The organism is Paenirhodobacter huangdaonensis, from assembly GCF_004022465.1.
Taxonomy (GTDB): Bacteria; Pseudomonadota; Alphaproteobacteria; order Rhodobacterales; family Rhodobacteraceae; genus Rhodobacter; species Rhodobacter huangdaonensis.
The window spans coordinates 282,603-309,363 of the sequence record NZ_SAVA01000002.1; the positions used below are offsets into that span (position 1 = coordinate 282,603).

The following is a 26,761-nucleotide window of genomic DNA, read 5'->3' on the forward strand; positions in this document are numbered from 1 at the left end:
GCTCAGGCGGGCGGCAGCGGGCCGCCCGCGTCGAAGCCCGTCTCCATCGCGCCGATGCGGGCCGCCTCGATCCGCGCCCAGACCTCGGGCGCAGTCTCGCCCTGCCAGATCCCGGTCAGCGCGAAGCGGATCCGGGCCGAGCGGCGGGCGGCCTCCTCGAGCCGGTCGATGATCGCGGCGCCGTGGGTGGCGATCAGCTCCTCGAGCGGGCCGGCGGCGATCAGCCCGACCTGCCAGGGGTTTTCGGCCTTGCGGATCGCCCGCAGGCAGAAGGCGAAAAGCTCCTCGGGATGGGCGTCGAGCTCGAACACGCACAGATCCGACCAGGCCATCTCGTCCGGGTCGCCGCGGTCCTCGCGGTGATCGGCGAGCCACAGATCGGCCAGCGCCTCGACGCTGTGCAGCCCCTCGGGGGCGTTTGCGGCCTCGGCGAGGCGGGTGGTCAGCTCGGGCGGCAGGGGCGTCACGCCATCATCTCCTTCGTCGCCGAGAGCTTCACCTCGGGGTAATCGCGCAGCACCCGGTCGATGTCCCATTGCAGCCGGGTGAGGAACACCACGTCGCCGTCATGGTCGATCGAGATGTGCTGCTTGTTGGCGTTGACGAGCTTCTCGACCGCGTCCTTCGGCCCCTGCACCCAGCGGGCGGAGGTGAATTGCGAGGGCTCGAAGCGCACCGGGATACCGTATTCGATCTCGATCCGGCTGGCCAGCACGTCGAATTGCAGCGCGCCGACGACGCCGACGATGAAGCCCGAGCCGATCGAGGGCTTGAACACCTTCGCAGCCCCTTCCTCGGCGAATTGCATCAGCGCCTTTTCGAGGTGCTTGGCCTTCATCGGGTCGGTCGAGCGCACCGATTGCAGCAGTTCCGGCGCGAAGGAGGGGATGCCGGTGAAATGCAGCACCTCGCCCTCGGTCAGCGCATCGCCGATGCGCAGCTGGCCGTGGTTCGGGATGCCGATGATGTCGCCCGCCCAGGCCTCTTCGGCAAGCTCGCGGTCGGCGGCCAGGAACAGCACCGGGTTTGACACCGCCATCGGTTTCTTCGTGCGCACGTGCAGCAGCTTCATGCCGCGCTCGAAATGGCCCGAGGCGAGGCGGACGAAGGCGACGCGGTCGCGGTGCTTCGGGTCCATGTTCGCCTGCACCTTGAAGACGAAGCCGGTGACCGGCTTTTCATCGGGCAGCACCATCCGCTCGGCCGCCTTCTGCGGCTGCGGTTCGGGGCCGTATTCGCCGATGCCGTCCATCAGCTCCTTCACCCCGAAGGAGTTGATCGCCGAGCCGAACCAGATCGGCGTCATCGAGCCCTCGAGGAAGCGGGCGCGGTCGAAGGCGGGCAGCAGCTCGCGCGCCATCTCGATCTCTTCGCGCAGTTTCCCGAGCAGGTCGGCGGGCAGGTGCTCGGCGAGCTTCGGATCGCCGAGCCCCTCGATCTTCAGGCTTTCGGCGACACGGTTGCGGTCGGCGCGGTCCATCAGCTCGAGCCGGTCGTGCAGCAGGTCATAGCAGCCGAGGAAATCGCGGCCCTGACCGATCGGCCAGGACGCCGGCGCCACGTCGATCGCCAGATTCTCCTGGATCTCGTCGATGATCTCGAAGGTGTCGCGCGCCTCGCGGTCCATCTTGTTGCAGAAGGTGACGATCGGCAGGTCGCGCAGCCGGCACACCTCGAAGAGCTTGCGGGTCTGGCTTTCGACGCCCTTCGCGCCGTCGATCACCATCACCGCGGTGTCGACCGCGGTGAGCGTGCGATAGGTGTCCTCGGAGAAGTCCGAGTGGCCGGGGGTGTCGACGAGGTTGAAGCGATAGTGCCGGAAATCGAAGCTCATCGCCGAGGCCGAGACCGAGATGCCGCGGTCCTGTTCGAGCTTCATGAAGTCCGAGCGCGTGCGCCGCGCCTCGCCCTTCGCACGCACCTGGCCGGCCATCTGGATGGCGCCCCCGAACAGCAGGAACTTTTCGGTCAGCGTGGTCTTGCCGGCGTCGGGGTGCGCGATGATCGCGAAGGTCCGGCGGCGGGCGATTTCGGCGGGGAGAGGGGCGCGGTTTGTCATGGCGCGCTCATAGCGCGCGCGCGGGCACGGGGCAAGCGGCGCAAGCGTGCGAGGGGCGCATGCCGGCCGGGCGAAGGGGGGGCGCCGGCCTGCCCCGGGGTGGCGGAGCGGCGCCGCATTCCCGATTGCGTGACATCAAGTTGTTTTGACCCTCGTGCGCCCCCACGCTATAGGGGCAACCAATCGGGGGCGGGCTGCCCCATGGGGGTGACCGTTGATCCGTTTTATTCTGTCCTTCTTCGGGGGGATCTTCTCGTGGATCGTCACCGCGCTCGTCTTCGCGGCGCTGACGATCGGGGCGATCTTCTGGATGTATTCGCGCAATCTGCCGAGCTACGAGCAGCTGGCGCAATACACGCCGAAGACGATCTCGCGGATCTATTCGGGCGAGGGGCAGCTGATCGACGAATTCGCCGAGGAACGGCGCATCTTCGTGCCGATCAACGACATGCCGGCGATCGTGAAGGATGCCTTCATCTCGGCCGAGGACAAGAACTTCTACACCCACAAGGGCTATGACACCCGCGGCATGCTGGCGGCGATGGTGACCGCGGTGCGCTCGGGCGGCAAGGACGTGCGCGGCGCCTCGACGATCACCCAGCAGGTGATGAAGAACTTCCTGCTCGACGGCTCGCGCTCGATCGAGCGCAAGATCAAGGAGCTGATTCTCGCCTCGCGTGTCGAACAGGCGCTGTCGAAGGACCGCATCCTCGAGCTCTATCTGAACGAGATCTATCTCGGGCAGAACTCCTATGGCGTCGCGGCTGCGGCGCAGACCTATTTCAACAAGCCGCTGAGCGCGCTGACGGTGGGCGAGGCGGCCTATCTCGCCGCGCTGCCGAAGAAGCCGGCCGAGCTGCACCCGGTGCGCAACTACGAAGACGCGCGGATGCGGCGCAACTATGTGCTGCGCCGGCTTTTCGAGGACGGCCACATTGATCAGGCGACGATGGACGCCGAGCAGGCGAAGCCGCTGAAGACGGTGCAGAACGGCGATTACCCGCCGTTCCGCGATGCGCTGCCGCCGCGCGACTACTTCACCGACGAGATCCGCCGGCAGCTGTCGAAGACCTTCGGACAGGAGGAATTCTTCGGCGGTGGCCTGACGATCCGCGCCACCATCGACCCCGATATGCAGCGGCAGGCGGCGAAGGCGCTGCAACATGCGCTGGAGAAATACGACCGCAGCCTCGGCATCTGGCGCGGCACCGGCGCGACGATCGCGGCCGACCAGCTCGGCGACGAGCGTAGCTGGCGCGCGGCACTTGCCGCGGTGCCGACCGACAAGGCGCCGCGCGACATCGAGGGCTGGCATGCCGCGGTGGTGCTTGAGACCACCGACAAGGGCGCGCGGGTCGGCATCGAGGGGATCGAGGAAGACGGCGACGGCCACTGGATCCCGAACGAGGATGCGACCTGGGCGCGCAAGCTGAAGCGCGACGGCAAGCTCACCGCCCGGGCGAAACGCGCCGCCGATCTGGTCGAGACCGGCGATGTGGTGCTGGTGCGCGCGCTCGACGACGACGCCGGCAGCTTCAAGCGCTGGTCGCTGCGCCAGGTGCCGCGGGTCGAGGGCTCGTTCATGGCGATGGACGTGAACACCGGCCGCGTCATCGCGATGCAGGGCGGTTTCTCCTACCAGTCCTCGGTGTTCAACCGCGCGACCCAGGCACAGCGCCAGCCCGGCTCGAACTTCAAGCCCTTCGTCTATGCCGCCGCCCTTGACTGGGGCTTCTCGCCCGAGACCATCGTTGTCGACGCGCCGATCGAGGTGAACACGCCGCAGGGGCTGTGGCGGCCGAAGAACGCCTCGAACAAGTATTACGGCCCGACGCCGATGCGCACCGGGCTCGAGCAGTCGCGCAACCTGATGACGGTCCGCATCGCGCAGACGATCGGCATGGACACGGTGGCGCAATATGCCGAGAAGTTCGGCGTCTACAATCCGATGAGCCATTTCCTTGCGAACGCCCTCGGCGCGCAGGAAACGACGATGTATCAGCTGATCTCGGCCTATGCGATGTTTGCCAACGGCGGCGAGCGGGTCGAGCCGACGCTCGTCGACCGGGTGCAGGACCGCTGGGGGCGGACGATCTACCGCCACGACCAGCGCAGCTGCGAGGATTGCAAGACGCGCAACATCGCGATGGGTCTTGGCCCGCGGATCGTGTCGAGCCGCGAGCGGGTGATCGACCCGGTCACCGCCTATCAGATGATCTCGATGATGCAGGGCGTGGTGAGCCGCGGCTCGGGGCACGGGGTGAACCTGCCGGTGCCGGTGGCGGGCAAGACCGGCACCACGAACGACGCCAAGGACGTGTGGTTCACCGGCTTCACCTCGAACATCGTGGCGTCGTGCTACATGGGCTATGACCAGCCGCGCACGCTCGGCCCCGGCGCCTATGGCGGCACGCTCTGCGTGCCGGTGTTCAACGAGTTCATGCAGGCGGCGGTCAAGGTCTATGGCGGCAGCGCCTTCAAGGTGCCGCCGGGCGGCTACTGGGCGAAGTTCAACCGCTTCACCGGCGAGCGGCTGGCCGACGACGCGACGGGCGATTTCGTGCAGGCCGAATACCTGCGCGAGGGCCAGGGCATGAGCGGCATCGGCGCGATCGTCGACGGCGGCTTTGCCATGGGGCAGAACCTGCCGCTCTTCGCCCAGGGCGAGACCGACGAGGGCGACCGCTCGGTCACCACCTCGACCGGCCAGACCAGGGTGATCCCGAAGAAGGCCGATTTCGGCACCGTGAGCTCGGGCGGGCTCTACTGAGACACCTGCGCAAGCAGGCAATATCGGCGCCCGGGTGCTTGCCCGGGCGCCGCCTTGCCTGTATCACCGCGACGACAAGACAGGAAGGACAGGACCGATGCGCGCCGAGACGCAGAACATCGTGGACGCGATCCGCAAATCGCTGAAACTTCTGGGCCAGCGGATGGACCTCGAGACCGCGCCGCACCGGCTCGAGGAATTCAACGCGATGATCGAGGATGGCGACCTGTGGTCGGACCCGGCGCGGGCGCAGAAGCTGATGCGCGAGCGTCAGGTGCTGATGGACCAGACCGAGACCTACAAGCGCATCGAACGCGAGCTGACCGACAACGTCGAGCTGATCGAGCTGGGCGAGATGGAGGATGACGCCGACATCATCACCGAGGCCGAGACGTCGCTGCGCGAGCTGAAGGCCTTTGCCGATGCCAAGGAGCTCGAGGCGCTGCTCGACGGCGAGGCGGACGGCAACGACACCTTTTTGGAAATCAACGCCGGTGCGGGCGGCACCGAAAGCTGTGACTGGGCCTCGATGCTTGCGCGGATGTACACCCGCTGGGCCGAGAAGAAGGGCTATACCGTCGAGCTGATCTCGGAAACCGCGGGCGACGAGGCGGGGATCCGCTCGGTCGCCTACAAGATCTCGGGCAAGAACGCCTATGGCTGGCTGAAGTCGGAATCGGGTGTGCACCGTCTGGTGCGGATCTCGCCCTATGACTCGGCGGCGCGCCGGCACACCTCGTTCAGCTCGGTCTGGGTCTATCCGGTGGTCGACGACAACATCGACATCGTGGTGAACCCGAACGACATCCGCATCGACACCTATCGCTCGACCGGCGCCGGCGGGCAGCACGTGAACACCACCGACTCGGCGGTGCGCATCACCCACCTGCCGACCGGCATCGTCACCACCTCGTCGATGAAGTCGCAGCACCAGAACCGCGAGGCGGCGATGAACGCGCTGAAGGCGCGGCTCTATCAGATGGAGCTCGACAAGCGCAACGCCGCGATCAACGCCCAGCACGAGGCGAAGGGCGAGGCCGGCTGGGGCAACCAGATCCGTTCCTATGTGCTGCAGCCCTACCAGATGGTGAAGGACCTGCGCACCGGCTACGAGACCTCGGACACGCAGGGCGTGCTCGATGGCGATCTTGACGGCTTCATGGCCGCGACACTGGCGCTTGGCGTCGAGGGCAAGTCCCGCGCCGACGCACAGGCGGACTGAGGCGATGGCGGCGCGGGTCTATATCACCGGCGCCGCAGGGTCTGGGACCTCGTCCCTCGGGCGGGCCCTGGCCGAACGCCTCGGCGTGCCGCATCTCGACACCGACGCCTTCTTCTGGGCGCCGACCGATCCCCCCTATACCGTCCGGCGCCCGGTCGAGGAGCGTGTCGCGCTGATCGCCGCGGCGCAGCTGGGCGAGGGGGCGGACGGCGGCTGGGTGCTGTCGGGCGCGGCGGACGGCTGGGGCGAGCTGGTGATCGACGGCGCCGACCTGATCATCTTCCTCGTCACGCCGACGCCGCTGCGCCTTGCCCGCATCCGCCGGCGCGAGACGGAGAAATTCGGCGCGCGGGTGAAGCCCGGCGGCGACATGCACCACAACCACGCCGAATTCCTGAAATGGGCCGCCTCCTATGACGAGCCCTATTTCTCCGGCCGCTCGCTGACCCGGCACCGCGACTGGCTGGCGGGCCGGGCCGAGCCGGCGCTCGAGCTTTCGGGGGCGCTGCCGGTGCCAGAGCTTGTGGCGGCATGCTGGCAGCGCCTGCGGGCGCTGAACCTCGTCTGAGGCTCAGCCCGCCATCATCACCATCGGCTTGCCGGTCTTCGCGTGCCGCGCGCTCAGCTTGCGCCCGGTGCGCCCGTCGGTGAGTGTCCGCGCGGCCGGGGCCACGGGCCGGCCCGCGCGCAGCTCGGGGAAGATCGCCAGCACCTCGGCGCGCGCCGCGCGGCTCAGCCCGCGCAGCGCCTGCGTGCCGGTGTACAGCGATTCCGCCTCGGCACCATTCGCAAAGACCACCTCATGCCGGTCGAAAAGCAGGTGCAGATACTGCACCGGCTCGGCCGCTGCGATCACCGCGATGCCGGGCGCGCCGACAAGGTGTTTTGCGGCGACCAGCACCTCGCGTGCGCCGCTGACCCGCTCGGCAATGCGCGAGCGCATCAGCACGCGGTGCTGTGGCGAGACGAGCAGGTCGCGCGCCGGCAGGTCGGGGCCGAGCGCACCGGCCGCGATCCGCACCGGGCGCAGTTGTGGCGCGACGGCAAGCGCGGCGGCGTCAAGCACGCGCGCGCCGATCCAGCGCAGCGGCTGCAGCCCGTGGTCGAGGGTGCGCACCAGATCGCCCGCCCGCAGCGTCTCGATCGGGCGCGGGCCGGTGGCGGTCTCGATCAGCGTGCCGGCACAGAAGCAGGTCGCACTGATCGCGTGATAGGCGTCGTAGAAGTCGAGATGGCCGTCATTGTCGCCAAGCGTCGGATCGCCGTTCTCCGCACTGGCGAGATAGGTCAGCGTCGTCGGCTGCGCCGGCAGGCCGCCGTTGATGTCGAGCAGCAGATAGCCCTTGCTGCCCTCGAAGACGATGTAATCGTCGCCGTCGCCAAGCCCGCCGACCAGATCGTGTTTCGGCGTCAGGGAGCCGTAGCTGTTCACCGGAGCCCAGCCGGCGCCCCCCACCGTCGGGTCGCCGTCATTGTCGCCCGAGGGGGTGTAGGCCTGCAGCTGCCAGAACTGGCCATTGCCGAATTCGGTCGCCGTGGTGTTCCTGTTGCCGGTCCAGACCAGCCGGTAGAGCGTATCCGAACCACCAAGCGCCTGCGCCTTCGGCACCACCATGGCGAAATTCGTATCGCCGGGGTTGCCCTGGTTCGTCGGCTGGCCGGAAAACGAAGCCAGCATGTCCCCGGTCAGATAGATCGGGTCCGTATAAGTCATGTCCGTCATAATCATTACCTGTCCGGGCCTGTGCGGCGCCGGTCACTGCGGATCTGGCCCCTTTGCCGGGGCTCTGCCGCGCACTCGTTTTCGCAAGTCGGCCCGCGCGCCGGATCCGGCGCAGGGGTATTTTGCGTGGCCGTTCTACGCGCCGGAGGGGGGGGCACAAGGGGGAAAGCCGGGCGGCATAGCGGCCATGCATTGGCGCCGCAGTGCGGCATCCATCCGCGCCGCGCTGCCGCGAGGGATTTCCTTGCCCGGAACGCCCGCTGCCCCCATCCTGAAGGCAAGGGCCCGGGGAGGGGCCCGTCCGCTGGCATTCAGGGAGGGTTGCATGGTGGAAGTGATGGACGGACCGTCGGAGCTGCCCGAGATGAAGGAAATGCCGCTGTCGACGATTCCCGAGGCGCTGCGGGCGGGCTGGCGCGATTTCCGCCGCGCGCCGGCCTTCGGGCTGTTCTTCTCGGCGGTCTATGTGCTCGGCGGCGTCGTGCTGTGGCAGGTGTTTGCGGCGCGCGGCGAGGAATGGTGGCTCGTGCCCTTCATTCTCGGCTTTCCGCTGCTTGCCCCGTTCGCCGCGATCGGGCTTTACGAGGTCAGCCGCCGGCTCGAGGCGGGCGAGCCGCTTTACTGGCCGGCGGTGCTGGGCGTCGTCTTCGCGCAGAAGGACCGGCAGCTGCCGTCGATGGCGATGGTGATCTTGCTGATGTTCATGTTCTGGGTCTTCGTCGCGCACACCACCTTCGCCCTCTTCCTGGGGACAAGCGCGCTGACCAATGTCTCCTCCTCGCCCGAGGTGCTGTTGAGCGGCAATGGTCCGGCGATGCTGCTGACCGGGGGCGCGATCGGCGCGATCTTCGCGGCGCTGCTGTTCAGCTTCACCGTCGTCGGCCTGCCGCTGCTGCTCGAGCGCGAGGTGGATTTCATCACCGCGATCATCACCTCGGTGCAGGCGGTGCTGACCAATCCCGGCGCGATGGCCGCCTGGGCTGCGGTGATCGCCGGGATCCTGTTCCTCGGCATGGTGCCGCTGTTCCTTGGCCTGTTCGTCGCGCTGCCGGTGCTTGGCCACGCGAGCTGGCACATGTATCGCGCCCTGACCGCGTAGGGCACGACGGGGGGCCGCCAGGAATGAAAAAGGGCGGCCCGAAGGCCGCCCGAGATCATTGCCTGCCAGTGGCCTCAGGCCTTCGGCGCAGCGGGGTCCGGCGGCGCGAGCTTCGGCGCCTGCGCGCCCTGCAACGGGTCTTCCTGACGCTGCACCGAGCCCTCGAAATGCGCACCGCTTTCGATCGCGATGGTCTTGTGGATGATGTCGCCCTCGACCCGGGCGGTCGAAGTCAGACGCACCTTGAGACCGCGCACGCGGCCGACGACGCGGCCGTTCACCACGATATCGTCGGCGACGATCTCGCCGCGGATGGTGGCGGTTTCGCCCACGGTCAGCAGATGGGCGCGGATATCGCCCTCGACCACGCCCTCGACCTGAACGTCGCCGGTGGTCTTGATGTTGCCGACTATGGTCAGATCCGAGGACAGCACCGAGGCCGGCGGCTTCGCCCGCGGCGTGCCCGGTGCAAGGTCACCCGCCGGGCGGGTGACCGGGGTCTCGGCCTTCGGCTTGTCGGTTTCCGGAGTGGCCTTCGGGCCCGGATCATGGATCTTGCTCTTAGAAAACATCTTTCGCAGCCTTGATGAAGGTCATCGGGTTGATGGGGTTGCCCCCGACCCGGATTTCATAGTGCAGATGCGGTCCGGTGGACCGTCCGGTATTGCCACTATCACCAATCACGTCCCCGCGCGACACTTTTTGCCCGACCCTCACGCGGATTCTGGACAGGTGGCCATAGACGGTGGAGACGCCGAACTCGTGCCGGACCTTCACCACATTGCCATAGCCGTTCTCCCATTCGGCGGCGGTGACGATGCCGTCGGCCGGGACGTGGACCTGCATGCCGACCGGGCCGGCGAGGTCAATGCCGGCATGCAGCCGGCCCCAGCGATAGCCGAAGGGCGAGGTGAAGCGATAGCCGCCGTAGATCGGAATCGCGAAGGGCAGCTTGTCGACGGCGATGCGGTACATGTTCATCTCGTCGAGCCGTTCGAGGATGCCGTTCGCGCGGGCCGCGTCGCGGGCGATCGCCGGGTCTTCGCCCTTGGTCGAATAGGAGATCGGCATCAGCGGCCCGCCGGTGCCGGAATAGCCCTTGCGGATCTGGCTCAGGATCGAGTCGGGGTTCATGCCGGCGTTCTTGAACATCCGGTCGAGCGGCGTCATCGACACTTTCACCGCGCCCTCGAGGGTGGTGAAGATCTCGTCGTTGCGTTCCTCGAGCAGGCGCTTTTCCAGCGCGATCCGGTCGGTCTCGACGCGGGCATCCTCGGCATCGCGGGCCGCGGCGTCGCGCTCGGCGGCGGTGCTGCTCAGCACGCTCGAGAGCATGTCGACGGTGCTTGCCATGTCATCGGCGCGCGCGCTCAGCGAATTCGCCTTGCCGGCCTCCGTGCCCTGGGTTTTCGCCAGGGCGGCGCGGGCGGTGTCGCGCTCGGTCATGGTGCGGCGCAGCGTGCCCTGGATCACGTCGATCCCGGTCTCGAGCTCGCGCCGGCGCTCTTCCGAGGCGAGCAGTTGCGACTGCATCTGCGACACCTGGGCGAGTGCGAGCTGGAAGCGCTCCTGCGCCGCCACGGCTTCGCTGGCGCGGCTGTCGCGCTCCTTGGCGAGGGTGACGAGGCGCTGCTCGAAGGCGGCCTGGGCGATCGCCGCCTGCTCGCGCGTCGAGCCCGAGGAGATGCCGGCGATGAACAGCAGCGAGGTTGCCACCACCGCCCAGAGGAAGAACGCCCCCGCTGCGGCCAGCACCCAGGCCTGGGTGATCGGGCGCAGCCGCACGAAGCGGGTGGCGCTGTCGGATTTCATGAAGAGCCGCTGTTCGGGAAGGAACCGTCCGAGGCTCGAATTCACGCGGGCAATGAGGCGTTTGGGCACGCTTGGGTCCTGTGAAGTGGTCATCAGAACGGGGCCGGGCCCCGGGGGTCCGGGGCGACGCCCTCAGGCGCCCCGCAGCGGACGGCCCGGCTTAGCAACCGGGGGCGCTGCGGCGCAACCGCTTTCGCCCCCGGTTCCACGGGGGAGCGCCGAATTCCCCCCTGATGCGCAAGATCCCGCCGATTCTGCCCGGCCGGTTTCAGCCGAGCGCCTTCACGGCTGCGAGAACGGCCTCGGCATGGCCCTTGACCGCGACCTTCGGCCAGACCTGTGCGACCGTGCCGCTGCCGTCGATCAGGAAGGTGGCGCGCTGGATCCCCATCGAGGTGCGGCCATACATCGTCTTCTCGACCCAGGTGCCGTAGGCCGCGCAGGTTGCGCCGTCCTCGTCCGAGACGAGCGGGATGCCGAGCCCGTGCTTGGCGCAGAACTTCTCGTGCTTGGACAGGGTGTCGCGCGAGATCCCGATGACGACCGCCCCGGCGGCTGCGAATTCGGCCGCGAGGCGGGTGAAGTCGAGCGCCTCGATGGTGCAGCCGGGGGTGTCGTCCTTCGGGTAGAAGTAGAGCACCACCGGCCGCGGCCGCAGCGCCGAGAGGGTGAGTGTGGTTTCGCCGGTGCCATTCCCTGTGCGCGGCAGGGTGAAGTCCGGCGCGATTTCGCCGATGCCGATCATTTGCATCTCCTTGCTTGTGCGACGATGCTAGGTCTAGATCGCAAGACCGGAATGTAAACCGCCGATGGCAGACGAACAGGCATGACGAGCGACGACGAGGAGGGGGCGCACCCCGGTGCCGGGGGCGCCGGGGGCGAGGGGCTGCCCGAAGGGCTGCGCCGCGGGTCCGCGCGTCGCGGGCGCGTCGGCATCTGGCTGATCCTGAGCCTGCCGCTGCTGGCCGCCGCCGCGCTGATCGCGTTCCTCGCGCTCTCCCACCAGCCCCTCGCCGCCCCCGGCTGGGTGATCTCCCAGGCCGAGACCCGGGCGAATGCGATGCTGGCGGGACGGCTGAAGGTGGCGCTGACCGGCGGCGGCGATGTCTTCATCGACGAGGGCTTCGTGCCGCGGGTGCGGCTGAAAATGGTGCAGATCGCGCGCCCCTCGGGCCTGCCGATTGCGGTGCTGCCGGAGCTGCGGATGTCGCTCTGGGTCGAGCCGCTCCTGCGCGGCAAGGTGGTGCCGCGCTCGTTCCGGATCCGCGGCGCGACGGTGGCGCTGCGCCGGCTGCCGGACGGGCGCATCGACCTCGACCTCGGCGGGGCGGGCGGGTTGCAGGGCATCCAGTTCGCCAATGCCGGCGAGGTGACCACCGCGATCGAGGCGGCCTTTGCCACCCCCGCGCTTGCCCGGCTCGAGCAGATCACCGCTGACGGTGTGCGCATCCGGCTTGACGACGCGCGGCTCGGCAAGGTCTGGCAGGTGTCGGACGGCCGCTTCAAGCTGAGCCAGGACGCCGAGAAGATCGGCCTCACGCTCGCCTTCGATGTCGGCGAGAGCGGCGAGCTGCCGGCGCAGGTGGCGCTTTCGGCCTCGACCTCGAAGACCGGGCCCGAGGCCGAGTTCGGCGCCGCCGTCACCGATGTGCCCGCCGCCGATCTGGCCATGCAATCGCCCGCGCTTGCCGTCCTTGGCCTGCTCGATGCGCCGATCTCGGGCACCTTCCGTTCGGGCATCGACGCAAGCGGCGCGCTGAAGCGGGTCGATGCGACGCTGAAGATCGGTGCCGGTGCGATCAGCCCGGCCGAGGGGCTGCGCGCGGTGCCCTTCGAGGGCGGGCAGGTGCATCTGAGCTATGAGCCGACCGGGCAGAAGGTGCGCTTCAGCGACGCGAGCTTTGCCAGCAAGGCGCTGCGCTTCAAGGCCTCGGGCCAGACGCTGCTGCGTGACTTCGCGAACGGATTGCCGCGCAGCGCGCTGATCCAGGTGGCGCTGAGCGACCTCGAGGCGGACCCCGAGGGGATCTTCGAGAAACCGGCGCGGATTTCCGAGGGCTCGGTCGACATCCGCCTGCGCTTCGCCCCGTTCCGCGTCGAGATCGGTCAGCTTTCGCTGGTCGAGGGCGAGCGGCGGATCACCGGGCGGGGCAGGATTTCGGCCGGCCCCGAGGGCTGGCATGTCGCCTTCGATGCGGGCGTCGGGCGGATCAGCCAGGGCGATCTGCTCGCGCTCTGGCCGCCGGCGCTGGTCGAGCCGACGCGGCGCTGGCTTGCGGAGAACGTCGCCACCGGCGAGCTGCGCAACGTGCGGTCCGCGCTGCGCCTCGATCCCGGCAAGGAACCGCGGATGGAACTCGGCTACGAGTTCCGCGGCGCCGAGGTGACGATCCTGCGCACCCTGCCGCCAGTGCGCGAGGGCCGCGGCTTCGCCACGATCCACGACAATTCGCACGCGCTGATGGTCGAGGAGGGCTCGGTCGATGCGCCGCAGGGCGGCCGCATCGAGGTGGCGGATTCGGTGATGGTGGTGCCCGACATCCGCGAGAAGCCCGCCCGCGCCGAGGTGACGCTGATTACCCGTGCGCCGATCCCGGCGGCGCTGTCACTGCTTGACCAGCCGCCCTTCGAGTTCCTGACCAAGGCCGGCAAGACCCCCGACATCGCCACCGGCTGGGCCGAGGCGCGCACCGATCTGCGCTTTCGCATGCTGCCGAAAATCACCCCCGAGGACATCGACTTCGACGTCTTCGCGCGACTGACCGACGTGCGCTCGGAGACCGTGGTGCCCGGTCGGGTGCTGACCGCGCCGGCGCTGACGCTGCGCGCCGACCGTGCCGGCATGGCGATTGCCGGGCGCGGCCTGTTCGATGCCGTGCCTTTCGATGCGCGCTGGTCGCAGCAGTTCGGCCCCGAGCACAAGGGCGTTTCGAACGTCGATGGCTATGTGAACGTTACCCCGCAATCTCTTGAAAGTCTGAACATTTCTCTGCCAAAAGGCGCTGTCTCCGGCTCTGGCTGGGGGCGCATGGCGCTGGCGCTGACCGAGGGCGCTCCGGCGCGCTACAGTTTCGAGAGCGACCTGCGCGGCCTGAGCCTGGCGATCCCCGAGATCGGCTGGTCGAAGGCGGCGCCGGCGAAGGGCGATCTGACGCTTTCGGGCGCGCTCGGCACGCCGCCCACGGTCGAGAAGATTGCCCTCACTGCTCCCGGGCTGAGCGCCGAGGGCGGCCTGACGCTGAACGCCTCGGGCTTCGAGCGGGCGCGGTTCCCGAAGCTTGCGGTCGGCGGCTGGTTCTCGGGCGGGGCCGAGCTGATCGGCCGCGGCGCGGGCCGGGCGCCCGACGTCACCGTCACCTCGGGCCGGCTCGACCTGCGCAGCGCGCGCTTTGGCAAGGGCGCGCAGGGCGGCGCGGGCGGCGGCAACCGGATCAAGGCGAAACTCGACCGGCTGACGATCACCGACACCATCGCGCTCACCGGTTTCGACGGCAGCTTCACCACCCGCAACGGCCTTGCCGGCGCCTTCGGGGGGCAGGTGAACGGCGGCGCGCCGGTGTCGGGCCTTGTCGGGCCGTCCGAGACCGGGCGCACCGCGGTGCGGATCTCAGGCGATGACGCCGGGGCGGCGCTCGCCTCCTCGGGCATCTTCGGCAAGGCCGCGGGCGGCGCGCTGTCCCTCACCCTCTCGCCGATCGGGCAGGCCAGCTACGACGGCAACGTGAAGATCTCGAACCTGCGGGTGAAGGACGCGCCGACGCTTGCCTCGATGCTGTCGGCCGCCTCGATCATCGGCCTGCTCGAGCAGCTCAATGGCGAGGGGATCCTGTTCAGCGATGTCGAGGCCGCCTTCCGCTTGACCCCGCAGGGGGTCAGCGTCACAAGGGGCGCGGCCACGGGCGCCTCGATGGCGGTGACCCTGACCGGCAATTTCTATCCGGGCACGGGACAGATCGACATGGAGGGTGTGGTGTCGCCGTTCTACCTCATCAACGCGATCGGGCAGATCCTGTCTCGCCCGGGCGAGGGGCTGTTCGGCTTCACCTACACGCTCAAGGGCACGGCGGCGGCGCCGAGGGTGGTGATCAACCCGCTGTCGATCTTCACGCCGGGCATGTTCCGCGAGATCTTCCGCCGCGCGCCGCCGACAATGGTGACGGAATGAAACTTGAAGATTTCGACTTCGATCTGCCCGAGGGGCTGATTGCGACGCGCCCGGCGCGGCCGCGCACGGCGGCAAAGCTGCTGCTGGCGGAAGGGGACAGGATCCGCGATCTGCATGTTGCGGATCTGGTCGATCTGTTTCGCCCGGGCGACCGGCTGGTGCTGAACAACACCAAGGTGATTCCAGCCCGGCTGAGCGGCACCCGCACCCGCATGACCGGGCAGGGCGAGGTGACGGCAAAGGTCGAGATCACGCTGCTCGAGCCGCAGGCCTCGGGCGAGTGGACGGCGCTCGCGAAACCGCTGCGCAAGCTGAAGGAAGGCGAGACGATCCGCTTTTCCGACGCGCTTTCGGCCGAGGTGCGCGCGATCGAGGCGGCACAGCTGCGGCTGGCCTTCAACCTGTCGGGGCCCGATTTCGACGCGGCGCTGGCCGCGGCGGGGGCGATGCCGCTGCCGCCCTATATCGCCGCGCTGCGCGCCCCCGACGAGGCCGACAAGACCGATTACCAGACCGTCTTCGCGCGCCACTCGGGTGCCGTGGCGGCGCCGACGGCAAGCCTGCATTTCACCATGCCGCTGCTTGAGGCGATCCATGCGAAGGGCGTCGCATTCACCGAGGTGACGCTGCATGTGGGCGCCGGCACCTTCCTGCCGGTGAAGGTCGAGGACGTCGAGACCCACAAGATGCATTCGGAATGGGGCGAGGTCACCGCGGCGGCGGCGGCGGAGATCAACGCCACCCGCGCCGCGGGCGGGCGGATCATCCCGGTCGGCACCACCGCGCTGCGGCTGATCGAGAGCGCGGCGGCCGGGGACGGCACGATGCGCCCGTTCCGCGGCACCACCGAGATCTTCATCTACCCGGGCTATCGCTTCCGGGTGACCGATGCGCTGATGACCAATTTCCACCTGCCGAAGTCGACGCTGCTGATGCTGGTTTCGGCGCTGATGGGGCAAGATCGCATCCGCGCCATCTATGACCATGCGGTGAAATCGGGCTATCGTTTCTTCTCTTACGGCGACGCGTCGCTTCTGATACCGGAACGTCGTAAATCTGCCTGATCCTTGGGCAAGACCGCCCTATATCTGGCCTTTCACCGAATGCGGAGTTCCCGATGCTGACCGTTCTGCGCACCTCCTGGCCCCTGCTTCTGGGCGTGCTTCTGTTCATGGTCGGCAACGGCATGCAGGGCACGCTGCTGGGCGTGCGCGGCGCGATCGAGGGCATCGGCACCTATCAGATGTCGGTCGTCATGTCGGGCTATTTCGCGGGCTTCCTGTTCGGCTCGCAGATGACGCCGGTGATGATCCGCCGGGTCGGCCATGTGCGGGTCTTCGCCGCGCTCGGCTCGCTGATCTCGGCGGTGCTGATCCTTTACGCCGCGGTGCCGCACTGGCTTGCCTGGGCGGCGCTGCGCGTGGTGATCGGTTTCAGCTTCTCGGGTGTCTACATCACCGCCGAAAGCTGGCTGAACGCCTCGAGCACGAACGAGACCCGCGGTCAGGCGCTGTCGGCCTACATGATCGTGCAGATGATCGGCATCGTCGCCGGGCAGGTCCTGATGAACACCGCCGACCCGGCGGGCTGGACGCTGTTCGTCATCCCCTCGGTGCTGGTGTCGCTGGCCTTCACCCCGATCCTGCTCTCGGTGGCGCCGGCGCCGACCTTCGCCGAGGTGCAGCGGCTCAATTTCCGCAAGCTCTTCGCGGCCTCGCCGCTGGGCGTGGTCGGCATGTTCGTGATGGGCGGGGTGTTCTCGGCGGTGTTCGGCATGGCCTCGGTCTGGGGCACGCAGGCCGGGCTCTCGGTGCCGCAGATCTCGATCTTCATCGCCAGCATCTATATCGGCGGGATGATCGCGCAATATCCGATCGGCTGGATCTCGGACCGGATGGACCGGCGCCGGCTGATCTTCCTTGTCTCGGCGGTGGGCTCGGTCGCGATGCTGGCGGCCTTCCTGCTGGCGCCGGGGTTCTGGCTGCTGACCCTGCTCGGCGCGGTGATCGGCGGCGTGGCGAACCCGCTCTATTCGCTGCTGGTGGCCTATACCAACGACTATCTCGACAACAGCGACATGGCCGCGGCCTCGGGCGGGCTGCTGTTCGTCAACGGCATCGGCGCGATGATGGGGCCGCCGATCACCGGCTGGCTGATGGAGGCGGTGGGCACCGGCGGCTTCTTCCTGTACCTGAGCCTGCTGACCGCGTTCCTTGCCGGCTATGCGGCCTGGCGGATGACCCGGCGCCCGTCGATGGCGCCCGAGGATACCGGCGCCTTCACGGTGATCTCGCCCTCGGCGACGGCGCTTGCGGTGGGCGAGGCGCTCGAGGCGGCGCAGGATGAGTCGTCCTCCGCGACCCCGCCGCAGCCGCACTGAGCCCGGCTGCCACGCCCTGAATTTCCGCACATCGCGCCTGCCGGGCGGGCATCTGCCCGCAAAGCCGGCGCGCGCGGCGCGGCTTCCGCGGCTGTCCGGTCTTTGTTCTGCGACACTCTGTCTTGCGCCGGGAAAATCATGGTTCCATCTCCAAACCGTGTCATATTGCCCGCACTCTCTCTCGACTTGGAAAGCTGCTGACATGGAACAGATCACTCCCGTGATCGCGTTCTGGCGCGATGTCGTCGGGCCGGAACGCTGGTTTGCTCACGATCCTGGCCTCGATCTCGAGATCCGAAAACGGTTCGAGAGGCTCTGGCGCAAGGCGATGATCGGAACGCTTGCGCCCTGGGCGCAATCGGCCGAGGGGGCGCTTGCCCTCGTCATCGTCCTTGACCAGTTTCCGCGCCGGATGTTCCGCGGCTGCCGCGAATGCTGGCTGACCGACGAGCACGCGCGCGAGGTTGCCGCCCGCGCCATCGAAAGCGGGCATGACCTGCAGATCGCCGGACCGATGCGGCAGTTTTTCTACATGCCCTTCATCCACGCCGAGGATCTGCGCGCGCAGGAGCAGGGGGTGCGGCTGTTCGAGGAACGCATGCCCGAGGGCGCGATCCACGACGCCCGCGCCCGGCATCTGGTGATCCGCCGCTTCGGCCGCTTCCCCTGGCGCAACGCGGTGGCGGGGCGGCGCTCCTCCGATGAGGAGGCGGCTTTCCTGTGGGCGGGCGGCTATGACTGGGCGCTGCGGGCGCAGGCCCCCGGGGTTGCGGCCTGAACCGTGCCGAAAACCATCGTTGAAGCCCTGTGGGAAATAGTTTAATACCAAACTAGTTTCCAGCGGAGGGTGAGACATGGCTGCCAGAAGCTTCGACATGATCGTGATCGGCGCGGGGCCGGGGGGTTATGTGGCGGCGATCCGCGGCGCACAGCTCGGGCTGAATGTCGCGGTGGTGGAACGCGAGCATCTGGGCGGCATCTGCCTGAACTGGGGTTGCATCCCGACGAAGGCGCTCTTGCGCTCGGCCGAGGTCTTCCACCTGATGCACCGCGCCAAGGAATTCGGCCTGAAGGCCGAGGGGATCGGCTATGATCTCGACGCGGTCGTCGCGCGCTCGCGCGGGGTCGCCAAGCAGCTCTCGGGCGGCGTCGCGCATCTGCTGAAGAAGAACAAGGTCACCGTGGTGATGGGCGAGGCCACGCTGCCCAAGCCCGGCCTGGTCTCGGTGAAGACCGAGAAGGGCGTGGAAGAGCTGACCGCGAAGGCCATCATCCTCGCCACCGGCGCCCGCGCGCGCAGCCTGCCCGGGCTCGAGGCGGATGGCGATCTGGTCTGGTCCTACAAGCACGCGCTGGTGCCGGTGCGGATGCCGAAAAAGCTCCTGGTCATCGGCTCGGGCGCGATCGGCATCGAATTCGCCAGCTTCTTCAACACGCTCGGCGCCGAGGTGACGGTGGTCGAGGTGATGGACCGGGTGCTGCCGGTCGAGGATGCCGAGATTTCGGCTTTCGCCAAGAAGGCCTTCGTCAAGCAGGGGATGAAGATCCTCGAGAAGACCACGGTGAAGAAGCTCGACCGCAAGCCGGGCGTCGGCGTGACCGCGCATCTCGAGGATGCGAAGGGCACCACCACCGCCGAATTCGACACGGTGATCTCGGCCGTCGGCATCGTCGGCAACGTCGAGAACCTCGGCCTCGAGGCGCTCGGCGTGAAGATCGACCGCAGCCATGTCGTGGTCGATGAATATTGCCGCACCGGGGTGCCGGGGCTTTATGCGATCGGCGACATCGCCGGGGCGCCTTGGCTTGCGCACAAGGCCAGCCACGAGGGGGTGATGGTTGCCGAGCTGATCGCCGGCCTGCACGCCCATCCGGTCAAGCCCGGCTCGATCGCCGGCTGCACCTATTGCCACCCGCAGGTCGCCTCGGTCGGTCTGACCGAGGAGAAGGCGAAGGCCGCGGGTTATGAGATCAGGGTCGGCCGCTTCCCCTTCGTCGGCAACGGCAAGGCGATCGCGCTTGGCGAACCCGAGGGGCTGGTGAAGACGGTCTTCGATGCGAAGACCGGCGAGCTTCTGGGCGCGCACATGATCGGCGCCGAAGTGACCGAGCTCATTCAGGGCTATGTCATCGGCCGCAAGCTCGAGACCACCGAGGAAGACCTGATCGAGACCGTCTTCCCGCATCCGACGCTGAGCGAGATGATGCACGAGGCGGTGCTCGATGCCTATGGCCGGGCGATCCACTTCTGATTTCTGACCGCATGGTCTGAATTTTCTTGACCTCACGCCGCGCCGCGGCACAGGTTTGCAAGGGGCCCGCAGGGGCCCCTTTCAGTTGACGGAGCGGGGCAGGATGCAGACGCGGTGGGGCGCGATTTTCGCGTTGTGGTTCGCGGGGCTCTGCGCCGCGGGTCAGTTCGCGAAAGTGGGCGTGATCTTTCAGGAGCTTGCGGCGATCTGGCCCGAGGCCGGCACGCGGCTTGGCCTGGTGGTCTCGGTCGTCGGTGCGGTGGGCATCGTCTTCGGCACCACGGCGGGGCTGATCGTGGCGCGGGCAGGCGCGCGGCGGATCATCATCGGCGCGCTGGTGGCGGGGGCGGGGCTCTCGGCGCTGCAATGCCTTGGCCTGCCGCTTGGCCTGATGATCGCTTCGCGCGTGGCCGAGGGCTTTGCCCATCTCGCCATCGTCGTCGCCGGGCCGGTGCTGATTGCGGGGGCCGCGGCGCCGCGCGATCAGGCCGCGGCGATGACGCTGTGGTCGACCTTCTTCGGCCTTGCCTTCGCGGTGACGGCCTTCTTCGGTCTGCCCTTCGCGCAGGCGCATGGGGCCGCTGCGCTTTGGGCGGTGCATGCGGGGCTGATGCTGGTCGCGGCGGGGCTGCTGGCCGTTGTGCTGCCGCGCGAGACGATCCTGCCGGCGCCGCCGCTGCAGCTGGGCACCGTGCTGCGCGACCATCTGGCGATCTATGCCAGCCCGCGCATCGCCGCCCCGGCGCTCGGCTTCATCTTCTACACGATGATCTTCGTCGCGGCGCTGACGCTGGTGCCGGGGCTGGTCGAGCCGCGGTGGCGCGGGCTGACCGCGGCTCTGATGCCGCTTCTGTCGATCGCCAGCTCGCTGGGGTTGGGGGTGCAGTTCACCCGCCGCATCGGCGCCGTGCGCACCGCCCAGATCGGCTTTGCCGTGGGGGCGCTGGCCGCGGCGGGCTGGGCCGTCACCTCGGGCGCGGCGCAGGTCGGCGCGGCCTTCCTGCTGTCGGCGGGGCTCGGTTTCGTGCAAGGCGCGAGCTTTGCCGCGATCCCCGAACTCAACGAGACCCCCGCCAGCCGGGCGCAGGCGGCGGGCGCGATCGCGCAGCTGGGCAATGTCGGCACCACGCTCGGCACGCCGCTGCTGCTTGCCCTGACCGCGGCGATGGGGCCGCAGGCGATCGCGGCCTTTGCGCTGCCCCTGTGCCTTGGCGGCATCGCGATGCACCTGTGGCTGTCGCACCGCCGCGCCCGGGCCTGAACGCGGGCATGAAAAAAGGGGCGCGCCGCGCCCCTTTCCGCTGTCATGTCGGGCGCGCTCAGACGCGCTCGATCGGGCCGCCCGCGGCGTGCCAGTCGGAAAGCCCGCCGAGGTTGAACACCTGCTGATAGCCCATCTGCGCGAGCATCTGCCCCGCCGCCTGCGAGCGCCCGCCCGAGGCGCAATAGACCACCACCGGCTTCTCGACCGACAGCGCCTTCAGGCATTCGGGGCTCGACGGGGCGCACTTCATCTTGACCACGCTCAGCGGCACATGCAGCGCGCCCTTTGCCTTGCCCGAGGCGCGCAGCTCGTTCATGTCGCGCACGTCGATCAGCGTGATTTCGCCCCTGGCGGCCCTGGCCACCGCGTCCTTCGGGTTGATGCGTTGCACCTGCGCGCCGCCGCCGGGGCGAAGAAAGTTGAACATGCCGCAAATTCCTGTTCCGGGCGGCCCCCCGCGGGCCGCAATCGCCTTCTGATGTGGCAGATCGGCGGGGCAGATCAAGACCGGATGCGGCGCCGCGGTGAAAAATGTATTCACAAAATAGAATGGGTGGCGCTGCCCCGGCCCGGACTGCCCGAATTTCGGGCCGCACCGGCGATCTGTCGCCAATTGTTCCGCTTCCGTTCTCACATTTCGATTGGAGACTCCCGCGCCATACCCTATCTAGGGGGCGTGGTAACGGGGGCGGTCATGGCCGAGCAGAAGTTCATCGAAATCCGCGGTGCGCGCGAGCACAATCTGAAGAATGTCGATCTCGACATTCCGCGCGACGCACTGACCGTGATCACCGGGCTTTCGGGCTCGGGCAAGTCCTCGCTCGCCTTCGACACGATCTATGCCGAGGGCCAGCGGCGCTATGTCGAAAGCCTGTCGGCCTATGCCCGGCAGTTCCTCGACATGATGGGGAAACCGGACGTCGACCATATCTCGGGCCTGTCGCCGGCGATCTCGATCGAGCAGAAGACGACCTCGAAGAATCCGCGCTCGACGGTGGGCACGGTGACCGAGATCTACGATTACCTGCGCCTGCTCTTCGCCCGCGTCGGCACCCCCTACAGCCCCGCGACCGGCCTGCCGATCGAGGCGCAGCAGGTGCAGGACATGGTCGACCGGGTGATGGCGATGCCCGAGGGCGCGCGCGGCTATCTGCTGGCCCCGGTGGTGCGCGACCGCAAGGGCGAATACCGCAAGGAATTCGCCGAATGGCAGAAGGCGGGCTTCCAGCGGGTGAAGGTGGACGGCGCCTTCTACGAGCTCGAGGAGCCGCCCGTGCTCGACAAGAAGTTCCGCCACAACATCGACGTGGTGGTCGACCGGATCGTGGTGCGCGAGGGGCTGGAGACACGGCTCGCCGACAGTTTCCGCACCGCGCTCGATCTGGCCGACGGCATCGCGATCTTCGAGGAGGCGCTGAGCGCCGACGAGATCGAGGCCGGCAAGGAGCCCACCCGCACCACGTTTTCCGAGAAATTCGCCTGTCCGGTCTCGGGCTTCACCATCCCCGAGATCGAGCCGCGGCTGTTCTCCTTCAACGCGCCCTTCGGCGCCTGCCCGGTCTGTGACGGGCTCGGCGTCGAGCTGTTCTTCGACGAGCGGCTTGTCGTGCCCGATCAGTCGCTGTCGATCCCCGCGGGTGCGCTGGCGCCCTGGGCGAAATCGAAAAGCCCCTATTTCACCCAGACCATCGAGGCGCTGGCCAAGCATTACGGCTTTGACAAGCGCAAGCCATGGAAGGACCTGCCGGAACAGGTGCAGAAGCTGTTCCTCTATGGCTCGGGCAAGGACGAGATCAAGTTCCGCTTCGACGAGGCCGGCCGCGTCTACGAGGTCAGCCGCACCTTCGAGGGCGTGATCCCGAACATGGAGCGGCGCTATCGCGAGACCGACAGCGCCTGGGTGCGCGAGGAATTCGAGCGCTATCAGAACAACCGCCCCTGTGGCGCCTGCCACGGCTACCGGCTGCGCCCCGAGGCGCTGGCGGTGAAGATCGGCGGGCTGCATGTGGGGCAGGTGGTCGAGATGTCGATCCGCGAGGCCCATGCCTGGGCCGAGACCGTGCCGGCATCGCTGACCAAGCAGCGCAACGAGATCGCCCGCCCGATCCTGAAGGAGATCCGCGAGCGGCTTGGCTTCCTGGTGAACGTCGGGCTCGATTACCTGACGCTCAGCCGTGCGGCCGGCACGCTCTCGGGCGGGGAAAGCCAGCGCATCCGGCTGGCCTCGCAGATCGGTTCCGGGCTGACCGGGGTGCTTTACGTGCTCGACGAGCCCTCGATCGGGCTGCATCAGCGCGACAACGACCGGCTGATCGACACGCTGAAGAACCTGCGCGACGCGGGCAACACCGTGCTGGTGGTCGAGCATGACGAGGACATGATCCGCCAGGCCGACTATGTCTTCGACATCGGCCCGGGGGCGGGGGTGCATGGCGGCCGCGTCGTCGCCCATGGCACGCCCGAGGAGATCGCCCGCGATCCGGCCTCGCTCACCGGCCAGTATCTTTCCGGCACCCGGTGCATCGAGGTGCCGGCCAAGCGCCGCAAGGGCAACGGCAAGAAGCTCACCGTGGTCAAGGCCTCGGGCAACAACCTGAAGGACGTGACCGTCGACTTTCCGCTTGGCAAGTTCGTCTGCGTCACCGGCGTCTCGGGCGGTGGCAAGTCGACGCTGACGATCGAGACCCTGTTCAAGACCGCGGCGATGCGGTTGAACGGCGCGCGCGAGACGCCGGCGCCCTGCGAGACGATCAAGGGCTTTGAACAGCTCGACAAGGTGATCGACATCGACCAGCGCCCGATCGGGCGCACGCCGCGCTCGAACCCGGCGACCTATACCGGCGCCTTCACCCCCATTCGCGACTGGTTCTCGGGCCTGCCCGAGGCGCAGGCGCGCGGCTACAAGCCGGGGCGGTTCAGCTTCAACGTCAAGGGCGGGCGCTGCGAGGCCTGTCAGGGCGATGGCGTCATCAAGATCGAGATGCACTTCCTGCCCGACGTCTATGTCGAATGCGAAACCTGCAAGGGCAAGCGCTACAACCGCGAGACGCTGGAGATCCAGTTCAAGGGCAAGTCGATCGCCGATGTGCTCGACATGACGGTCGAGGATGCGCAGGGCTTCTTCAAGGCGGTGCCCTCGATCCGCGAGAAGATGGATGCGCTGGTCGAGGTCGGGCTGGGCTATATCAAGGTCGGCCAGCAGGCGACGACGCTGTCGGGCGGCGAGGCGCAGCGGGTGAAGCTGTCGAAGGAACTGGCGCGCCGCGCCACCGGCCGCACGCTCTACATCCTCGACGAGCCGACGACGGGGCTGCATTTCGAGGATGTGCGCAAGCTCCTCGAGGTGCTGCACGAGCTGGTCAATCAGGGCAATACCGTGGTGGTGATCGAGCACAACCTCGACGTCATCAAGACCGCCGACTGGATCATCGACATCGGCCCCGAAGGCGGCGATGGCGGCGGCCAGATCGTTGCGACCGGCACCCCCGAGGAGGTCGCGGTGAACCCGCACAGCCATACCGGGCGCTATCTTGCGCCGATGCTGGGGCTGAAGGCCGCGGCTGAATAGGGCTCAGCGGCTGGTGCGGCGGCCGAGGATCTCGATCACCCGGCCGTCGCGCGCCGAGACCTTGTAGATCACGCCGTCGCGCCGGTAATAGCGCCACGGCCCGTCGACCGGCGGCAGGCCATAGCGGTCGAGATCCATCAGCATCGACTGTTCGTAGATCGGGAAGGGATCGCCGACGGCAAGATCGGGCGCGCGCGCCGTGGTGGCGATCCAGCGGTTGCCGAACTTGCAGAAGGTCACGCCCGAGGCCGGCATCACCTTGCAGGCCGTCGCGCCCTCGGGCAGCGCCGTCTCGGCCCTTGCGCCTGCCGCGGCCAGCGCCGCGACAAGCACCAGGGGCAGGGCGCGGGCCCCGCCCGTCATCTCAGTTCAGCAGCGCCGAGACCGCGCCGATCAGGTCCAGCACCTTGCCGGTCTGCGGCTCGACCCGATAGACGTAATCGCCGCTGCGCCAATAGGTATTGCGACGGTCGAGGCGATAGCGATCCGGATCGCGGATGAGGATGTAATCGCCGCGGATCCGCTCGCCACGCTGCCATTTCTTTGCCTGACCGGGCGGCAGACAGCCGTTGTGCTTCTTCGCGAGGCCGGGCGGGCAGCCCGGGGCCTCGGTATAGATCACATGCCCGCGGCGATGGCCGCGATCCTTGTCATGGCCGTGTCCGTTGCCGGCAAAGCTTGTGACGGGCACAAGGGCTGTGCTCAGCGCAAGGCCAAGAACGGGGACGATCTTTGCAAGACTCATGTCATATCTCCTTCTGTGCCGGAGATACTCCGAAACGCGACACCGCGTTCCCCCGATTTGTCGCGGCCCCGGGGGGATCGGCGGCAAGGCGCCGAAGGCCCCCGGGGCCGGCGGATCACTTCTTCATCGGGCAGGTGTTGATGCCGAGGATCGAATAGAGCGGGCAGGTGCCGAGCAGGCCGGTCACCAGCGGGATGATGCCGATCAGGCCGAGCCAGTTCCAGGCGCCGGCCGGGTTGGCGAGGTAGATGCCGATCAGCACGAGGCCCACGACGATGCGCGCCACGCGGTCAACGGTTCCTTCGTTCTTCTTGAACATGGTCAAGCTCCTGTGTCAGGGGCCGCTTTGGCCCGATGCGCACAGGGTAGCGCAGCCGGCCCCGCCTGTCTGTGACCAGATCACGCTGCAGTTGCAAAAAAGCTCAGCCCTCGGCGAGGGCGAGGCGGGCAAGCGCCGCGGCATCGGTGATCTCGACCCGGCCGCGGCCGCGCCGCACCCATCCCCGCCGCTCGAAGGCCTCGAGCCGGCGCGACACCACCTCGCGCGCCGAGCCGATCTGGCTGGCGATCTCCTGCTGTGTCGCCGTAAGGCTGCCGCCCTGCGCCTGTGCGCCGAGGAAGGCCGCCAGCCGGCAATCGACCGACTGGAAGGAGACCCGCTCCATCAGCCGGATCATCCCCTCCATCCGCTCGGCGAAGGCGGCAAAGACCATGCGCCGAAACCCCGGCGAGTCGTCCATCAGCTGCAGGAAGAGCGCCCGCGGCACCATCACCAGACGGGTGTCGCGCGCAGTGACCGCCTCGCCGGAATAGGCCGCAGCGCCGAGCAGGCCGAGTGTCGTCTGCACGCAGCTTTGCCCGGGCTCGACCGCATAAAGCAGCAGCTCGCGCCCGTTGGCGCCGGTGAGAAACACCTCGATCCGGCCCGAGAGCACGAGCGCAAAGCCCGCCACCGCCTCGCCCGGACGAAACAGCACCGCGCCGCGCGGCACGGTGACGGGGGCAAGCACGGAAAGCGCGGCGCGCGCGGCGGGCTCGAGGCCGGAAAGGGCGGGGGTGTCAAAGATCCAGTCGCTCATGCGCCGGTTCTGGCCCGCCGGGCGGCGCGGCGCAAGCGGTGCGAAAGAGACCGGGGCGACCGTGGCTGCCCCGGTCCGTCGTGAGTGGCGGTCGTCTAATTCGTGGCGAGGAGGGCGCTGACCAGCCCGACCACTGCCACCACCTTCAGCGTGCTGTCGTCGACGCGGACGATGGTGTCGTCGAGCACGCGGTAATGCTGGTGCACGGGCGGCGCGGGCAGGCGGCTGTTCCGTGCCCGCTGGAAGACCGCGGCCTTGCGGGCCGATTCGCCGACATGCGGGCGGGCGGTTTTCTGCAGGGAGACCTTGGCCGGGTGCGCGGATTTCGATGGCGTGGCGGTCCTCGGACCGCTGGCCTTGTGCGACGGCTGGGCGTTCCGGGGCTGAGCTTTCTGCCCTGGCGCGCCGTCGCATTTGCGTGCGCCGTCGGACGTCATGACGCAGGCGGATCGCGTCCCCTGTGCCGACGCCATCGGTGCGGCAAGGCTGACGGCAAGGCTTGCCACCAGTGCCGCCAGGACGGATTTGCGCGTGGTGATCTGCATGAAACTGCTCTCCCTCATGACCGTGACCATGAGGGCGAAACGGCCGGGGAGAGACATTCCGTCGCACCCCCGGCCGGA

At 68.2% G+C, this 26,761-nt stretch carries 23 protein-coding genes; 11 read left to right on the forward strand and 12 right to left on the reverse strand.

Annotation, left to right across the window (positions count from 1 at the left end; all coding sequences use genetic code 11):
• Window positions 1–2 precede the first annotated feature (2 nt).
• Both EOW66_RS04465 and EOW66_RS04470 read right to left on the reverse strand, forming a co-directional pair.
• The gene (locus EOW66_RS04465) at window positions 3–467 is read right to left on the reverse strand and encodes a DUF6869 domain-containing protein (protein WP_128155151.1); all 465 of its coding nucleotides are present in this window, start codon (window positions 465–467) and stop codon (window positions 3–5) included.
• Window positions 464–2,059, reverse strand: coding sequence for a peptide chain release factor 3 (locus EOW66_RS04470; protein ID WP_128155153.1), 1,596 nt, complete (start codon window positions 2,057–2,059; stop codon window positions 464–466). Before EOW66_RS04470 ends, EOW66_RS04465 begins: the two co-directional genes overlap by 4 nt.
• Before the next feature lie 214 nt (window positions 2,060–2,273).
• Here EOW66_RS04470 and EOW66_RS04475 point away from each other — a divergent pair, with 214 nt between their 5' ends.
• From EOW66_RS04475 to EOW66_RS04485, 3 genes are all read left to right on the forward strand, one after another.
• The gene (locus EOW66_RS04475) at window positions 2,274–4,829 is read left to right on the forward strand and encodes a penicillin-binding protein 1A (protein ID WP_128155154.1); all 2,556 of its coding nucleotides are present in this window, start codon (window positions 2,274–2,276) and stop codon (window positions 4,827–4,829) included.
• Between the two features lie 97 nt (window positions 4,830–4,926).
• Entirely contained in the window at window positions 4,927–6,051 is a 1,125-nt protein-coding gene (prfB, locus tag EOW66_RS04480) for a peptide chain release factor 2 (RefSeq protein WP_128155156.1), read from the forward strand.
• Window positions 6,052–6,055: 4 nt separating this feature from the next.
• Entirely contained in the window at window positions 6,056–6,619 is a 564-nt protein-coding gene (locus EOW66_RS04485; RefSeq protein WP_128155157.1) for an adenylate kinase, read from the forward strand.
• A 3-nt stretch (window positions 6,620–6,622) separates the two neighbouring features.
• Here EOW66_RS04485 and EOW66_RS04490 read toward each other — a convergent pair whose 3' ends face one another.
• A complete protein-coding gene (locus EOW66_RS04490; protein ID WP_239017490.1) occupies window positions 6,623–7,774 on the reverse strand; it encodes a Hint domain-containing protein in 1,152 nt (383 codons plus the stop codon).
• A gap of 325 nt (window positions 7,775–8,099) precedes the next feature.
• Between EOW66_RS04490 and EOW66_RS04495 the strand changes: the two genes are divergently transcribed.
• Window positions 8,100–8,873: a DUF2189 domain-containing protein gene (locus tag EOW66_RS04495; protein ID WP_239017491.1), complete on the forward strand. Its 774-nt coding sequence runs from the start codon at window positions 8,100–8,102 to the stop codon at window positions 8,871–8,873.
• Between the two features lie 74 nt (window positions 8,874–8,947).
• Here the strand turns inward: EOW66_RS04495 and EOW66_RS04500 are convergent, their stop codons facing one another.
• From EOW66_RS04500 to EOW66_RS04510, 3 genes are all read right to left on the reverse strand, one after another.
• Entirely contained in the window at window positions 8,948–9,445 is a 498-nt protein-coding gene (locus tag EOW66_RS04500; RefSeq protein WP_113899425.1) for a bactofilin family protein, read from the reverse strand.
• Window positions 9,435–10,754, reverse strand: a complete 1,320-nt coding sequence (locus tag EOW66_RS04505; RefSeq protein WP_128155160.1) for a M23 family metallopeptidase — start codon at window positions 10,752–10,754, stop codon at window positions 9,435–9,437. Before EOW66_RS04505 ends, EOW66_RS04500 begins: the two co-directional genes overlap by 11 nt.
• A 199-nt stretch (window positions 10,755–10,953) precedes the next feature.
• Window positions 10,954–11,430, reverse strand: coding sequence for a peroxiredoxin (locus EOW66_RS04510; RefSeq protein WP_113899423.1), 477 nt, complete (start codon window positions 11,428–11,430; stop codon window positions 10,954–10,956).
• Window positions 11,431–11,511: 81 nt separating this feature from the next.
• Here EOW66_RS04510 and EOW66_RS04515 point away from each other — a divergent pair, with 81 nt between their 5' ends.
• From EOW66_RS04515 to EOW66_RS04540, 6 genes are all read left to right on the forward strand, one after another.
• Window positions 11,512–14,850 carry an AsmA family protein gene (locus tag EOW66_RS04515; protein ID WP_128155161.1) on the forward strand — a complete coding sequence of 1,113 codons (3,339 nt, stop codon included), beginning with the start codon at window positions 11,512–11,514 and terminating at the stop codon, window positions 14,848–14,850.
• A complete protein-coding gene (gene queA, locus EOW66_RS04520) occupies window positions 14,847–15,914 on the forward strand; it encodes a tRNA preQ1(34) S-adenosylmethionine ribosyltransferase-isomerase QueA (RefSeq protein WP_128155163.1) in 1,068 nt (355 codons plus the stop codon). Before EOW66_RS04515 ends, queA begins: the two co-directional genes overlap by 4 nt.
• Before the next feature lie 53 nt (window positions 15,915–15,967).
• Complete coding sequence (locus EOW66_RS04525; RefSeq protein ID WP_128155165.1) at window positions 15,968–17,230, forward strand: MFS transporter; 1,263 nt, start codon at window positions 15,968–15,970, stop codon at window positions 17,228–17,230.
• A gap of 202 nt (window positions 17,231–17,432) precedes the next feature.
• A complete protein-coding gene (locus tag EOW66_RS04530; protein WP_128155167.1) occupies window positions 17,433–18,008 on the forward strand; it encodes a DUF924 family protein in 576 nt (191 codons plus the stop codon).
• Between the two features lie 76 nt (window positions 18,009–18,084).
• On the forward strand, window positions 18,085–19,482 hold the full coding sequence (lpdA, locus tag EOW66_RS04535; protein ID WP_128155169.1) for a dihydrolipoyl dehydrogenase: 1,398 nt from the start codon (window positions 18,085–18,087) through the stop codon (window positions 19,480–19,482).
• Window positions 19,483–19,585: 103 nt separating this feature from the next.
• On the forward strand, window positions 19,586–20,743 hold the full coding sequence (locus tag EOW66_RS04540; RefSeq protein ID WP_128155170.1) for an MFS transporter: 1,158 nt from the start codon (window positions 19,586–19,588) through the stop codon (window positions 20,741–20,743).
• Window positions 20,744–20,801: 58 nt separating this feature from the next.
• Here EOW66_RS04540 and EOW66_RS04545 read toward each other — a convergent pair whose 3' ends face one another.
• A complete protein-coding gene (locus EOW66_RS04545; RefSeq protein WP_128155172.1) occupies window positions 20,802–21,173 on the reverse strand; it encodes a rhodanese-like domain-containing protein in 372 nt (123 codons plus the stop codon).
• Between the two features lie 267 nt (window positions 21,174–21,440).
• Here EOW66_RS04545 and uvrA point away from each other — a divergent pair, with 267 nt between their 5' ends.
• Window positions 21,441–24,314 (forward strand): excinuclease ABC subunit UvrA, encoded by a 2,874-nt coding sequence (gene uvrA, locus EOW66_RS04550; protein ID WP_128155173.1) that lies wholly within the window; start codon window positions 21,441–21,443, stop codon window positions 24,312–24,314.
• 3 nt (window positions 24,315–24,317) lie between these two features.
• Here uvrA and EOW66_RS04555 read toward each other — a convergent pair whose 3' ends face one another.
• The 5 genes from EOW66_RS04555 to EOW66_RS04575 all read right to left on the reverse strand — a co-directional run bounded on the left by EOW66_RS04555 (window position 24,318) and on the right by EOW66_RS04575 (window position 26,683).
• Window positions 24,318–24,677 carry a hypothetical protein gene (locus tag EOW66_RS04555; RefSeq protein WP_128155175.1) on the reverse strand — a complete coding sequence of 120 codons (360 nt, stop codon included), beginning with the start codon at window positions 24,675–24,677 and terminating at the stop codon, window positions 24,318–24,320.
• 1 nt (window position 24,678) lies between these two features.
• The gene (locus tag EOW66_RS04560) at window positions 24,679–25,059 is read right to left on the reverse strand and encodes an excinuclease ABC subunit A (protein ID WP_239017492.1); all 381 of its coding nucleotides are present in this window, start codon (window positions 25,057–25,059) and stop codon (window positions 24,679–24,681) included.
• A gap of 115 nt (window positions 25,060–25,174) precedes the next feature.
• Window positions 25,175–25,378: a YgaP family membrane protein gene (locus EOW66_RS04565; protein ID WP_113899413.1), complete on the reverse strand. Its 204-nt coding sequence runs from the start codon at window positions 25,376–25,378 to the stop codon at window positions 25,175–25,177.
• Window positions 25,379–25,481: 103 nt separating this feature from the next.
• On the reverse strand, window positions 25,482–26,138 hold the full coding sequence (locus EOW66_RS04570) for a Crp/Fnr family transcriptional regulator (RefSeq protein ID WP_128155177.1): 657 nt from the start codon (window positions 26,136–26,138) through the stop codon (window positions 25,482–25,484).
• A 95-nt stretch (window positions 26,139–26,233) separates the two neighbouring features.
• Window positions 26,234–26,683 carry a hypothetical protein gene (locus tag EOW66_RS04575; protein ID WP_128155179.1) on the reverse strand — a complete coding sequence of 150 codons (450 nt, stop codon included), beginning with the start codon at window positions 26,681–26,683 and terminating at the stop codon, window positions 26,234–26,236.
• Window positions 26,684–26,761: the final 78 nt, after the last annotated feature.